The 15,165-nt window shown below is 44.6% G+C and carries 7 protein-coding genes; 5 read left to right on the plus strand and 2 right to left on the minus strand.

The window, feature by feature from the left end:
• Positions 1-155: 155 nt before the first annotated feature.
• Both B5D42_RS11735 and B5D42_RS11740 read right to left on the minus strand, forming a co-directional pair.
• Positions 156-3,074: a hypothetical protein gene (locus B5D42_RS11735; RefSeq protein ID WP_078831703.1), complete on the minus strand. Its 2,919-nt coding sequence runs from the start codon at positions 3,072-3,074 to the stop codon at positions 156-158.
• 53 nt (positions 3,075-3,127) lie between these two features.
• On the minus strand, positions 3,128-3,478 hold the full coding sequence (locus tag B5D42_RS11740) for a hypothetical protein (protein WP_078831704.1): 351 nt from the start codon (positions 3,476-3,478) through the stop codon (positions 3,128-3,130).
• 117 nt (positions 3,479-3,595) lie between these two features.
• Between B5D42_RS11740 and B5D42_RS11745 the strand changes: the two genes are divergently transcribed.
• The 5 genes from B5D42_RS11745 to B5D42_RS11765 all read left to right on the plus strand — a co-directional run bounded on the left by B5D42_RS11745 (position 3,596) and on the right by B5D42_RS11765 (position 15,161).
• Positions 3,596-5,908 carry a hypothetical protein gene (locus tag B5D42_RS11745; RefSeq protein ID WP_139367123.1) on the plus strand — a complete coding sequence of 771 codons (2,313 nt, stop codon included), beginning with the start codon at positions 3,596-3,598 and terminating at the stop codon, positions 5,906-5,908.
• Positions 5,909-5,911: 3 nt separating this feature from the next.
• Complete coding sequence (locus tag B5D42_RS11750) at positions 5,912-7,024, plus strand: hypothetical protein (protein WP_078831706.1); 1,113 nt, start codon at positions 5,912-5,914, stop codon at positions 7,022-7,024.
• Between the two features lie 28 nt (positions 7,025-7,052).
• A complete protein-coding gene (locus tag B5D42_RS11755) occupies positions 7,053-7,424 on the plus strand; it encodes a hypothetical protein (RefSeq protein ID WP_139367124.1) in 372 nt (123 codons plus the stop codon).
• A gap of 87 nt (positions 7,425-7,511) precedes the next feature.
• Positions 7,512-14,333: a carbohydrate binding domain-containing protein gene (locus B5D42_RS11760; RefSeq protein ID WP_139367125.1), complete on the plus strand. Its 6,822-nt coding sequence runs from the start codon at positions 7,512-7,514 to the stop codon at positions 14,331-14,333.
• 27 nt (positions 14,334-14,360) lie between these two features.
• Positions 14,361-15,161 (plus strand): hypothetical protein, encoded by an 801-nt coding sequence (locus B5D42_RS11765; RefSeq protein ID WP_078831709.1) that lies wholly within the window; start codon positions 14,361-14,363, stop codon positions 15,159-15,161.
• Positions 15,162-15,165 lie beyond the last annotated feature (4 nt).

Raw genomic sequence — 15,165 nt, forward strand, 5'->3', positions numbered from 1 at the left:
AAATTAAAATTAAACATCTGGCAATGTGTATCATTTCGAGTTGTTCACAGTTAGTGACTAGGAGGGTAATCCCAATATCCGGGCCATACTCGCAGCTCTAAGTCTGTACAATTGTTTTTAATTAATAGTACAGAGTATTAATCATGATATTGGCTCTAATTGAACGTCAATGTTCCTTGTGATGCTGTTATTGTCCATTTATTGGTCGCTGTTTTGAACAATGTTAACGTGCAATTAGCATCTGTAGCTTGTATATACCCGCTTGTGCCAGCGGTTGTAGCAACCCCGCCTGCCCCAACAATATAATCATTGGCATTTTGCGCAAGCTTCCATCCGCCAGACCCTTCCCCTATAATCTGTACCTGGCTGCCCATTGGAGCATTGGCATCTAACGGAATTGTAAATGTTGTTAAAGATGTATTATGTGGTATATAAATAATGTTGGCCAGCATTTGTTGTGTGGTTCCTGACACTTCAACGACCTTCGCTTGCGGAACATATCCTGAAGGAACTGTGTTTGTTAATTCACCGTTTGTGTTTGAGTACACCGGGCCACCGGTCATTAAAGTAGTAGAAATCATTCTGCCACCTCGTATTGTGTCAGTAGCCAGCACTTTTCTTACCCTGCGGGGAGCATTTGCATCTACTTTATATGATGAGCCTATATCATAATAGCCATCAAGGCCGGCAGGGAATAAACCGGTACTGTCAATGATCCACCTGGAATTACTACCCGCATTGGTGGCAGTAATAAAGCTAATAGTGCGGCTTAATATACCTGGAGCAAACCCTCCGATATCTATACCGGTCGAATTACTGAAACTTGAATTGGAGGAAATTAATTTTACATTCCCCCCCGTTGTGTCATATAGGGTTAACCCATTTGCAGATGTAATTGTGCCCGAGGTTGTAAATATCAATTTATTGCCCGTTAACTTAAGATGCGTTCCGCTTACTACAGGCGACAGGTAATTATTCGTTTTGACCCAATCGCTTGCGGGGCCGGCTGTACCCGCTCTTTGGTACCCGCTTAACATCGCGGCTGTATCCGTATATTTTACTCTTAACTCAACATCTGCACTATCTGCGAAAGCATAATTACCTCCCGGCCTTTTTTGTACGAACCAGTTAGAGGTATTATCTGTATCCGGCTGCCTGAACTGAATACGGCTATACCTGAAAGCATTAACACCTCCACTGTTGCTGTATCGCCTCTCTATCCCAGATGGTGCTATTACCAGAGTATCTGTTCCAAAAATTGCCCTATGCGCGAATCCGCTTGAAAATCCTCTGTTGTCTACTTTAAAAGACGGAGTTGTTCCGATTGATTTGATTGTGAATGTATCAGATAATACTATTTTCCTCGATGCTGTTGCTGGAATTATATACCCTGAACTGTCGGTAAATAATGACGAAATATTTCCGGACCTCGCATATCCGGAAAGCATGGAAGATGTGTCCGTGTATTTTACTCTCAACTCCACATCTGCACTGTCTGCCAATGTATGTGCTTTGCCCTGAACAACAATTCCAACGTTGGTAGCCGGCTCCCGGAAATAAAAATTGGAAAAAACACCACTCGGGAACTTTCTGTATAAACCAACAGGTCTAAGTATAGTAGACCCGGCATTGGAATTTCTTGCATTAACTGCTGTTACATAGATAGAGTCCATATACCCCCTGCTGCCAAGTCCGAACTTGAAGCCGCCTACCTGATAGTTTGTTGTGTCATTACGGATGAAATTAGGGTTAGCGAGTGATGCACCCAGAGATGTATCTCTATATTTTACCCTCAATTCTACATCCGCACTATCTGCTATAGTATGTGTTTTGCCCTGAATGCGTACGTTCGCTGCAGATGTGGGTTTCGCAAACCCCAAGGTTGTAAATTCTCCCGTTTCAAAAGTTCTTAGCAGCCCGGCAGTTCTGAGTGCCGTATATCCATTTCCTGAAATATTTCGTGCCTGAACATAACTTGTAAAAAAAGAGTCAATAATACCTCTACTGCCAATCCCGAACTTAAATCCGCCCGCCTGGTAATTTGTAGTATCATTTCTTACAAAAGACGGAGTTGTTAAAGAGGAGGATAATGTTGTGTCTGTTTTTTGGAGCGTGTATTCGTTTAGTGCAACAGTTCCAGAGAAATCTGGCCACCTAATAAATCGGTTGTCCGATATGCTATTTGGCGCAATATTCAAGGTGTAGGCGTTGCCATAAGATATATAGGAGATGCTGTCGCTATTAAGAGTCATAAAAAAATTTGAACTAAGCCCGCTGTTAATGGCAATGTCGTATGGGCTTAAATATATACCGGATCCGTCATTACTATTTGTGGCATTAATCAATCCGGCATTAAGGGTTGTATTGTAGCCGGCGCCATTGTCAATACTCTGGGTTGCCGTCCATATATTTGCTTTTGCTAAATTTAAACCTAATGTATACGGCCCGCTTCCGCTTCTGATAAGTGAAGTATTGGTTGCATTATTTACGCGGTCTTTTAACATCACTGCAGTGTCTGTATATTTCACTCTTAATTCTACATCTGCACTATCCGCCAATGTATAATTCGCCCCCTTATTCTGGATAAAAGTCTGGTAAATTCCTGATGATGCAGAACGCCATACGAGCGCTCTTGCAGCACCACCAGGGAAGAATCTTACGATTGATGCTGGTTGCAACCTTACAGAGTCTCCGGTGCTGGTATAGGCACTGAAGGCGAGGCCACGCGTATAATTTGTACCCAGATCAACATTTTTGATCGCACCTGTATAAGGAACATATAGGCTATTCAGTAATCCGGTGTCCGTATATTTTACGATCAGTGTATCACTTCCGATAATAAAACTGCTGTCGTTCAGCTTAACCACAGCTTTTTTAAACTGTGTACGCCCGTTGCCCGTGTTGAACAGGAAACCGCTTACATTTCTTGTGCTGTTCTCCAATATCAGTTCTGCATTGCAGGAGTCGTTGTAGATCCGTACACTGTCGGCCTTGATCTTATGTGTGAACTGGGCATAGGAAAATGCCGGCAGCAACAAAAGGAGCAGAAGGGTCTGTACAAAATACTTTCTCATAGCGGGTAATGAGCGGTTAAGGAAAATGAGTTTAATCGGACAGGAGTTGTTTATTATTTATTGGGCTGTTCAGTCACTTTCACATCATACACATCTTCCGGTCTGATCAATTCCCATTTCAACGTATAAGCGAGATTCCCCACCGTTCCGGCTACCTGGCCGTTTGATAATTTGTAAGATTTGGTCACTATATAGCCATCTGTCCAACTCAGAAAACGATCTGTGTCGCCCTTTGCAAACAGGACAATTTTTGCTTTTGCTGTATCGCTGCTTAAGTGAAGTTTAAGATCAACAGTGTTAGCAATGGTATCCTTTGCAGGAACTTTACCTGCAGACTTGTTGGAGAATTGTGCAAATACACATGCAGGCAATACGCATAATGCGATGGCAGTTAGTTTTTTCATCAAAGAGATTTTTTTCAAAAAGTAAAAACAGTGTGAATAAACTATTTTTTTTTATGATATAAAATATTTTTTTTAGAAATGTTTTCTTTTATCTTGACGGCCTAAACATTCGGGTTCTTGAAACTGAAACTAACTACTACCACACTGGGTGCAATATTTTTGCATGCCTGCTTGTTTGCGCAAAACCGTGACAGCAGCAGTGTTTCGCGTAAAATGCTTCTGCCGGCTACTTCAGCTTCATCTGTAAATGGCATGCTTGCCGACCCGGTTAATAAGCTCAGAAAAGAATTATCAATAAAGTCGCTCATACGTATCGACAGTCTTTTTGTACAGTACACTTCACAGAAAAATAATACAACTGATACTACAACATTTTACCGCTCTGCTACCTATTTCCAGGATGCAACTACACGTTTTACTGCAATGATCGGCGGGGTGCCGCTGACTGCACAATATCAATACCAGCGCATGAACGGCTGGCCCTTGCCTGGTTCACTGAGCGCGCCATCGGTTAACTTCAATCGTGAACTGTTTCAGAAAAATATTACGGACAGGATCAGGTCTTCCTTCAATCCATCCAGCCTCGTCAGTGAAAGGCTTGCAGCTATTCAGAACCTGAAAGATATTGCCCTGAAAGAATTACAGGCGGATCTTATTAAATCTGTGAGTGGCTATGGAAGCAATGTAACCGGTAAACTTAAGCAACTTGGCAACTGGGATGAGATCATGAAAGGTGATCCTGCTTATTTTACCCGGAAAATATTAGGCGATACTGCTGCCGCTGCACTTGCTGCAAACGAGCAGCTGATCACTAACATGCAGATACAGCTGAATAATCATGAACAGATCGATTCGCTTGCCTATAACAAAGCGCTGAAACAGGCTGACGAAACAAAGACCTTGCAACGTGTTGTACAGGTGATCCTGAAATACCGGAAGAAGTGGGATGAGAGCGGCCTGGTAAAGACGATCAGGAAAATGGAACTGGAAAAGGATATGCAGCTTAAACAGATCCTTGAGGACCCCGCAGTGCTTTCAAAACTTGCAAAGGATAAACTGCCTTTACAGAAACTGGAACGTTTATTCTTAAGTATCAACAAACTCAATACCGGTACCGGCGGCGATAATATCAGTCCGGTGACATTGAGCCAGTCGCTGCGTACGAGCGGTTTCAGCCTCGAAACACTGGGACAGAACAATAAAGCCTTCTCTGCCACCATGGGCAAAATGCAGGAACTCTATTCGGTTGCCGAAAGGTCGATGGCAAGCGGCAGTCTTATGAACACTGCCGCCAGTATGGCCGGGGTCAGTTTTGGTAAAGGTGCAGCAGGTTCGGACCAGTTCTCGCGTGTTACGCTGATGTCTTTTGCTACTTCTTCGGATGCGAGCGGTACCAATATGCTGTCGCCACTTTCGGGACAGGTAGCGCGAAACCTGGTTTTTACCGTTAGTCGTAAAATGAAGCTGGGCAGTAAAGGTAGCCTGCTTACAGAAGTGTCCAAATCTGCTGCCCAATCGCAGGGAGATCCTAAAGACGGCCGCCCGGGCGGACAAATACTCAACACGGAAAATTTCTTCAGCAACCTCGGTCTTTCGGCAGAATACAGCAATGAATTTCCATCCATCGATCTGGCGCATGAGTTCGGTTTTAAATATGGCGGCGATGGTTATAATAATCCGGGGAACAGTTATTTTTTATCAGGAAGCAAAGAAGTATTTAACAGTATCGATAAATCATTCTTTAACCGTAAACTGGTGATCAGGGTAAAAAACAGGTTCAAGACCTATGGATTTGGCAGTACGGGAAGGTATGTGAATAATTTCTCCAACACGATAGACGTGCGCTGGAAATTTAAAAAAGGAAATTACATCGCCCTGAAGTACCAGCCGGCTTACAGTGCATCACTGCAGGAAGACGGTAGTGTACAGAACAAAGTCGTTACCGACAGGATCGCGGCAGACCTGAACATCCGTACAAAGATCAGCAGGTTACAGGTGCAGCATTTCATTAATCTTGCCTATCTCTCTACGCAAACAACTTTTGCGGGACTGGCTGATGAACATTACAAAACCATGCAACTGACTACCATGCATTCTGTAACGCAGGGCAGCAAACAGTTCTATGTGAATACGAATTTCAATTATGCATTCAATAACGGCGCAGTGCCGTACCTGAACAGTTCCATGTTAACGGAAGCGGGTATCGTATACGAGGCATTCAGGGTACTGAGGTTAACAACTGCCTGCAATTACAATGCCGTGCAGGGCTGGTATTCGCAGATTGTATTTAAGCAGGGTATCGGCGGTCAGATCAATAAGAAACTGGATATTAATTTTTCGATTGATGCAGCCAGTAACCTGAAAGTGCAGCAGGATCTGCCGGTACAGAACCTGCGGTCGGATATTACGGTTCGTTATTTAATTTTTTAATTCATGAAGAACTTACGCTACATATTTTTCCTGATCCTGCTGCTTTCCGTAAAAGCAGAGGCCCAGGTTATGATCAGCTTCAACCCGGCACTGGATGGTACATCGGTGAACAGGCTCGGTAAAGTGATCATGACCAACCGTTATGCATTCGACCTGGAAGCCAAACTGGTGATCAGCGTGCGAGAAGCGAAACAGGGGCAGCTGTTGAAAGTGACGATGCCGGCTTTCACCCTTCATACCGGAACCAATGTGTTGCCGCCAGATGTTTTCAACAGGAGTGCATTTTCATTTTCAGGCAGCCAGGCAGGTTATGCATTATCGCAGACAAGAAATTTTGCCGACGGCGATTATGAATACTGTTTCGAACTGAATGTAAAAGCGATCAAGGCACAGACCATACCGGTAGATTTCTTCGAAAACTGCTTCAACACTACGCTGGAAAGAAGTACACCTATGGTGCTGATCAACCCTTATGACAAGGAAGCATCCTGCAATACAAGACCTAACTTTTTGTGGCAGCCATCTATGCCGGTACAGCCGGGAATCACTTACATTCTTACCCTTGCGGAAATAAAACCACAGCAATCGCGTGCAGAAGCGCTTGCATATAACCCGCCAATCATTGCGCAGAATAATATCCGTACAACCATGTTGAACTATCCTGCCCTGGCACCTGCATTAGAGCAGGGGAAGAAATATGCATGGCAGGTTCTGGCCACCAATGCAAAAATGATCGTTACGCGTTCGGATATCTGGGAATACAGCGTTGCCTGTGAAACAGATACGGCAAAACCCGACCAGGATGGCTATCGTGAACTGAAAGACAGCCGCGATGCAGGCTCTTACCTTGCACACCGCTGGTTACGCTTCAGCTTCTACAATCCCTACGGACCGATGGCAGTGAATTACACCATCAGTGATCTTACCCTGAAAGATAAAGAACTGAAAAAGCTGCCTGTACTGAAGATGCAGGGAGGTTTCAATAGTTATGAGCTTGACCTGGAAGATATCCGCGGGCTGGTTTACGAGCACCAGTATCTCTTGACTGTTCAGCTTGGTAACGGGAAGAAAATGTACCTGAGCTTTATATACAAAGGAGGCAATGTTGAGCATTAGATCAATAACTTTTGGAATACTGGTCTGCATGCTTTTCTCAATGATGGCCTGCAAATCGAAAGTGGAAGCGGATGAAACGGAGATATCGGTTAAGAGGAACCTGGATTGTAACCCGGGTGTTGTATGCGTGAAAGTTGAATTGAGACTTTCCGGTAACCTGAAAAATGAAAAGACGATCAGGCAGGCGGATAAGGAACTTGGAAACTGTTTCACGCTGCAACAGGATGATAAAGAACTGGCCCCTTTTGCAGCAGAGAAAGTGAATTATGGTTCGGATGAAAGGCTTATATACATCATGTATTTCGAAGATGCCGGGAAAGTCACTGGTAAAAGAGCCGTTAAATACACAGATAGATTCCTTGGACTGAAAACCAGGGTATTCAATATTGAAAGAAACTAGGACATTATGCTTGTAAGCAGGAACATTGACAAGAGAAAAAAGATAACAGCAGCGATATTCCTGTTGCTGTTTTCTATAGAGCAATTTATGCCGGCTGTATCTTATGCGCTTACATCAGGACCTTCACAACCTGAAATGCAGGCTTTCACGCCGGTAAGCGCGTCTGATATGGTAGATCCTTTCACCGGCGATTTTTCATATAATATTCCGCTGCTGGATGTGGATGGCTATCCTGTTAATCTTTCCTATCAAGCCGATGCCACTCTTGATGACGAAGCCAGCTGGGTTGGACTTGGCTGGAATATCACTCCCGGTGCATTGAACAGGCAACTCCGGGGGTTGCCCGATGATTTCAACGGTAGTGATAAAGTACAGAAAGAAACAGATTATCGTGCTAATATTACCAAGGGGATTTCTGTAACGATGAAGGGAGATTTCCTGGGTATCCCAAAAGGATCTCCCTCTCTCACCGTAGGTGTGGAATACAATAATTACAGGGGTATTGGCACCAAGTTAGGATTCAATACAGGTATTTCTCTTGGAGATATTGCTGCGACACCATTGAATACAAATAACTCAAGTGTTTCCGGGGTAAAAAAGGGCGATACTTCATCTCTGACCAGTTTCGGCGCATCTTTTGGATTGTCTTCCTCTTCTATGAACGGAGCTTCTGCAAATGTGAATTTCTCTGTTGTCAGGAAGCAAATGGATAAAGCGAACACTGAACTTTCCCTTTCTGCCGGCTTCCCGTATAATTCACGCGCTGGTCTGCAGGGCATGACTTTCGGAGTTGGATATAACACTACAAAAACAAATAAGAGAAATAAAGAGGTTCGAAAGAACAGAGATATCTTCAGTTCTTTTACTTCATTTGCGTCACCCACCTATACACCTACTATCGAAGTGCCGGCTACCAATTTGTCTTTTTCGGCAAGTGCAAGCCTGGGACCGCAGGCTGGGCCGTTCTTTGTGGGCTGGGGAACAACCGGTTATTATAACAAGCAATTCATTGGTGAAGGCGATAAAATACGAACCCTGAATGCATATGGATTGATGTACGCCGAAAAAGGTAAAGATGATGCACAGGCACTGATGGATTTTAACCGTGAAAAAGATATTCCTTACGCAGCAGAAGTGCAATATCTTCCGGTTCCGATACCAACCAATGATCTTTTCGTGGCCTCGAGTCAGGCAGGAGGCGGGCAATACAAAATTGCCAGGAGCGGGCACGGTGTTTTCTTTGACCCTTCCGTATCCAATAACGGTATGGATGGTACGATCGGGGTTGAATTTGGTGCAGGATTGGGCTGGGATGGTGGCGCCGATCTGTTCTTTCAAAGCTCAAGCAACAGCACCAATAAATGGAAAACCAATAACCGTTTCCTGGAAGTAGGTGATTTCTCAACGCAGTCGAGGGAAAATACACTTAAGGAAAAAGCCTATTTCAAAAGAATAGGAGAGCCTGTTGTTGTTAATGATACTTATGCTGCCAGGATCGGAGGTGACTCCACAATTGCCATAGGTATGGACCGCTATACAGTGGCATCACATAAATCTTTCAGAACCAAAGGGAATTTTGGTCTCGAAACGCCGGTTTCCAGCCTCGAAAGACCCGAACGCGAACCGAGAAATCAGCCGATGAGTTATCTCACGGCAGCCGAAGCCAGCCTTCATGCGATGAATAAGATCATTCCTAACTACGCGATGAACAAACTGATCGTTGGTAATTGTAATACCAGTTCTGTGGGTGTGGTGCAGCGTGTAGGGGCTTATCGTAAAACAAATCATATATCGGAAGTGACCGTTACGGGTAATGATGGTTCAAGAACAGTGTATGGCATCCCTGTTTATAATATTTCCCAGGAAGAAGTAACGTTTAATATCAAGAGTGATACCACCAAACGTTCAACAGGACTGATCGGGTATTCGGTACCGTCTTATCCTGCATCAACCTGGCCCAGGATAAATGCCCAGCTCAGCGGAACGAGAGAAAGGCACTACAGCAGGCAAACGCTTCCGGCCTATGCAACATCTTACCTGCTTACAGCGATATTATCCAACGACTATATAGACGTTAAAGGTGACGGTATTACGGACGATGACAGGGGAACTGCCGTTAAATTCAATTATCATAAGTTGTCCTATAACTATAACTGGCGTACACCTTATGGTTCCGGAATGGCCAACTACCACGAAGGAATGCTCAGTGACAAGCTGGACGATAAAGCCAGCTATGTATACGGTACAAAAGAGCTCTGGTATATGCACTCCATCGAATCCAAGACCATGGTGGCGCAGTTCATTATTGAAGACAGGCTGGACGGATTAGGTGTAAATGATGTTGCTGGTGCGGTAAATACAACCGGTAAGCTGAAACGGCTTAAAGAGATCAGGCTGTACTCCAAATCAGATATTTATGCACATACAACAGGGAATGTAATTGATACGGCTAAACTGACACCCATCAAGACGGTTCATTTTGAATATTCCTATTCATTGATGCCTGGTATGCCGAATGCTGTAAGTAATACCGGCAAGCTTACATTAAAAAAGGTTTATTTCACTTATGGAAGAAACGAGACAGGTATGTTGCACCCGTATTCTTTTGAATACAATGCCGACAGTGTTGCGGTGACTAATTTCAACCACAGGCAGTACGACAGGTGGGGGGTGTATAAAGACGCAGCTGCAAATCCGGGTGGACTAAATAATTCAGAATTTCCGTATACCATCCAGAATAAGGCCGTTTCAGATGCTTTTGTTGCGCGCTGGCAGCTGAAACGCATTAATCTGCCAACAGGCGGAAGTATAGACGTCCAATACGAAGCGGATGACTACGCATATGTGCAGAACAAACGCGCTATGCAAATGTTCAAAGTGCGCGGTATCGGATCTGCAGGAGGCAATGATGCCAACCGCTGGAATATGGTGAATGCAGATGAAGTATATGTTGATCTGCCTGTGCCAGTCAGTAATGCCAATGAATTCATGAGTCGCTATCTCGATGGTGAGAAATTCCTGTTCTTTAAATTTTTTACCAAACTTGATTCGGCCGGGCATTATGAATTCGTGCCGGGATATGCCAGGATAAAGGGCGCAAGAATGATCAACAGTACGCGCGTAGCTATCGGGGTGGAAAAAGAATCGGTGGAAGGACTGGATAACCCTGTAAATCCCATGACACATACCGCATGGCAATTCCTCAAATCGAACCTGCCTAAATATGCATACCCGGGATATGAAAATCTGGAGGGCGATGGAAGTGATCTGAAAAAACTGATCGAGTCTATGGCCTATACGATCAATAACCTGAAAGAGCTGATGCCCAATTCATACGGCCGCATTGCTCTAGAAAGAAGATATGGGAACAGTATCGATCTCAATAAATCATATGTAAGACTTCAGTCGCCAGACTACAAAAAAATAGGTGGCGGGTTACGGGTAAAAACAATACAGGTTAATGATGCATGGAAAGAGCTGTCAGGTGTTTCCGATGCAAAAACAGCTGTATACACACAAGAATACAGCTATACCAAAACCATTAAGGATAACCAGGGAAATGACCTAGTGATTTCAAGCGGGGTTGCTTCTTACGAACCGATATTAGGCGGAGAAGAGAATCCTTTTCACCAACCGATCTTTTACAGAAGTAATGTGATCCTGCAGCTGGATAATTACTATTATATCGAAGAGCCGATAGCAGAAAGCCTGTACCCGGCGCCGGAAGTAGGGTACAGCCGGGTGTCGGTACGCAATATCGGTTCCGGTGAAACCCAGAGCCGGACTGGTGAAGTGATTCATGAATTCTACACTGCCAAGGATTATCCTACAAAAGTGGATATACTGCCGCTCGACAAAACAAAGACCGGAACATCGAAACTGATCAGTATCCTGCTTGCTAAAGTGGTTGATAATATCGGCCTGTCGCAGGGATTCAGAGTCGAGAATAATGATATGCACGGGAAGCCGAAATCAATGATGGTGTATAATCTGGCCGGGGCGAAGATCGCTTCTACTGAATATTATTACAAAACCCTGAATCCGAACGATGAAAATGGTAAACTCGATAACAGGGTCAGACTGCTTATGCCGGATGCTACAGTAAAAGATGGAGTGATCGGAAAAGATATCGAGGTATTCTCCGATATGCGGGAGTCGATTTCAAAGAATGAGGGTTATAAAGCCCAGGTTAGCTTCGGAGGCTTTGGTATCAGCTGGATCTCAATTCCTTTCTTTTTCCCCGGCATAGGCCAGAATTACCAGGATCGGGGATATCATTCTGCTGCTACGGTTAAACTGATCCACACATCTGCTGTATTACAGAAAGTGCGGAAAATGGAAAGCGGATCTTATATCACAACGGAGAATATGCTGTGGGATGGACTTACAGGTGATGTGCTGATGACCAAAACGCAGAACGAATACGATGATCCTGTCTATAATCTTAATCTCCCCGCCAACTGGGCTTATGAAGCGATGGGACAGTCGTATAAAAATGACGGAACCTATCTTACCGGGATATCCACCAACGCTAATGGTGAAATTACCAACAGTCTCCTGTTCCAGTTCCTGCATGCAGGAGACGAGATCGGAGATCTGAATTCAGGCCAGCGTTACTGGGTAATCTATACATTAAGCCATTTTTCACTGATCGATCGTAACGGTGCGCCGCTGGCCAGTGCGAATATCGATGGTAAAATACTGAGGACCGGTACCAGGAATACGCTATCGGCACCATTATGTTCTTATGTAAGTCTGCAGAACCCGATCATCGGCAATAAACTGAATATTCAGACCGCAACCAAAATCCTGGCAACAGAGGCTCAGGAATATTCACAGGACTGGAAAGTACCCCAGCCGGGTTGCCTCACCTGTCCTGAAGGCTACGTATCTTCCGATGACGGCACTTATTGCCAGAAAGACACAACAGTAACTACATCAGGTTCGCCCATTCCATGTACAACGATCTGTGCGGGTGATCATGATGCAAGTTACTCTTCCTATGGAACCAGGATTTTCGAGCCAGGTTACACAACAGGTGGTGGCGGGGCTTATTCAGTGATATCCTACAGTAATAGTTTCTGGATCAGCGGGAGCAATTGTGGAATCTGCAGTGAAGGATCGGGTATATACGGACGATCTTCCGGCTCGCAGCAATTATTCGAGACCGGACCTTACAAATCAGCTGCAAAGTCATTGAAGTCTTCATCTATACGTGATTCGCTGAGCAATTTGAAGACCGGATCTGCTGCAAAAATCAGTATTCAGCAGGATATTGGTACCGGCAGTTGTGCTACCACGCCAACAGAAAGGGCCAATACCTATTGCGGACCGTTAGACAGAACCGGTATCTGGACCTGTCAGGGGGCCGATGGCGAAAGAAACAGGTTGCCTTACGGTAAATGGATCGGGTTTTCAAAAGTGGTAGCAGTGCCTGCGACTAATACTTACTATCTGGGCATTGCTTCAGACAACAGGTTCAGGTTTAAGATAGATGGGGTTACTATTGTGGAAAGAACGACCGACAGCGTTGAGAATTTCAGGTATTGGAATATTTATCCGATCACGCTTACTGCAGGAACGCATGTTATAAATATTGAAGGCTTTAATACCAGCTACCTTGCGAGTATGGGTGCTGAGATTTACAATAACACAGCAACTGAAATTGCTTCCGCCACCAACTATTGCGGTCTGAATGTGATATTCTCCACAAAAGATATGATCGGCCAGCAGTTCAACGGTGGAAATGAGAGCTGCCCTGAAAATTACAGCCTGGTTACAACCGCCACCGGAAGTGTGTGCAGAAGCACCGTATACCTCGATAAGAGATATAATCCTTATGTGGCAGGGCATTTAGGTAACTGGCGTGCTAAAACAAGTTATGCTTTCCATGCAGAAAGGGAAACGGTTCAGGGCGATCCTGCGGTACAGCTTTCTACCAATACCCGATACGCCGGCGCTTATACGGATATCGTTCCATTCTGGCAATATGTTGGCGGCAAATGGACTGCAACAGGTGCTCCGTACAATAATCCGGGCGTGATCAGTAAGTGGGTACAGAAAAATGAGGTAATCGCATTCGACGTGAAAGGAAGCCCGATCGAAGAACGGGATCCGCTGAATCGTTACAGCAGCGTATTGTTCGGGTATATGGACTCGAGGCCGGTAGCTGTTTCGTCCAATGCCAGGTACAGCGAGCTGCAGTATGATGGATTCGAAGATTATTCCTTCAGCCTCGATTGTCGCGCCAATGCCTGCACCTACAATCACTTTAATATCAAACAGGCATTCAGCAGCAGCATCGCACTCGACAATGCTGTAGCGCATAGTGGTTATACAAGTCTCAGGTTGTCGTCTACTCTAAGCCTTACACGCAATACCACGAATAAAATACCATCAGGGCCGCAGTACACTATCAATAATACAACAGGTATGTATCTGCTCAATACTGCTACAACCTGGAGCCATGGCTTTACGCCGGAACCCGGCAAGAAATACGTGATCAGCTTCTGGCTGAAAGATGCATCACCCAGAACGGCAACGAGCAATACAACCATATCGGTGAATGGCGCCACGATGATCAACAACCTGATGAAATGGCCGGTTGTGGAAGGCTGGAAGCGGGTAGAAGTGCCATTCGTTATGCCGGCTTCGGATTTCTTTACGTTTAACATTAACCCGAGCGGTACTGTCTGGATAGATGATATGCGGATTATGCCATTTGACGGTCAGATGAAATCTTATGCCTATGACCCTGTCAGTCAGCGACTGATGGCGGAAATGGACGAGAACAATTTTGCTACTTTCTACGAATACGATAATGAAGGGACATTGATCCGGGTAAAGAAAGAAACGGAAAAGGGAATAGTAACCATTAAAGAAACCAGATCATCATACAGGAAACAATAGATTATGCCCCTACCCAGGAAAACTAAAATGATACGTTCACTGCTTGTACTGCTCGTGCTTTCGCTGGCAACGATCCTGGTATTTGCAGTAAAAAAGAAACCGGAAAAGAAAAAAGCTGCTGCAGAAATATGGCATCCGCTTAATGCAGATCCCTGGCAGGAGCTGGACCTGGTAACGCAGTACATGAAAAATGCCATGCCTTACACACAGCAGGTGCGCGCTTTGCTGCTCAGTGAAAACGATGCATTGCTGGAAGAACGAACCTTTACAACAGCTTATTACGACAATGCAACAATGCTATATCGTATAGAAGGAACCGAAATGGTAAATACACGCCAGTGGCAGGCCATCATTGATCATGACCAGCAATATGCAGCGATCAATCCTCCTAATGTTATAGCATCCGGCGTTGGATTTGATCTTGGTATGCTGAAGAAGCTTTTTACAGATAACGGTTTTTCGCTGGAAGTAAAACAGAACCAGAAAGGACAGAAAATGTTGTCATCCGATAATTTCACCAACGGTACTATGACCGGCATGCAACTGGTATACGATGCGTCTACAGGTATGGTTATCTCCGTTCGGCTGGGTATGCCGCATATAGAACAGGATCCTGACGGTGAAAAAATGCCCGATTCCTCCCTGCTGCAGGGATTGTCGATCAAAACAGTATCTGAAAGCCTCGAACTCGAATACAAACCGCTCGAAAAACTTACAGCCGAGCAGGTAAAAAACGGACCTGATAGTTACTTCACCATCAAAAAAAAGCAACTGAAAGGTGTTGATAAAAGATTCGAAGGTTACAGGGTGATAAATAATATTCAATAATATT

This window comes from Sediminibacterium ginsengisoli, assembly GCF_900167075.1.
Lineage (GTDB): Bacteria > Bacteroidota > Bacteroidia > Chitinophagales > Chitinophagaceae > Sediminibacterium > Sediminibacterium ginsengisoli.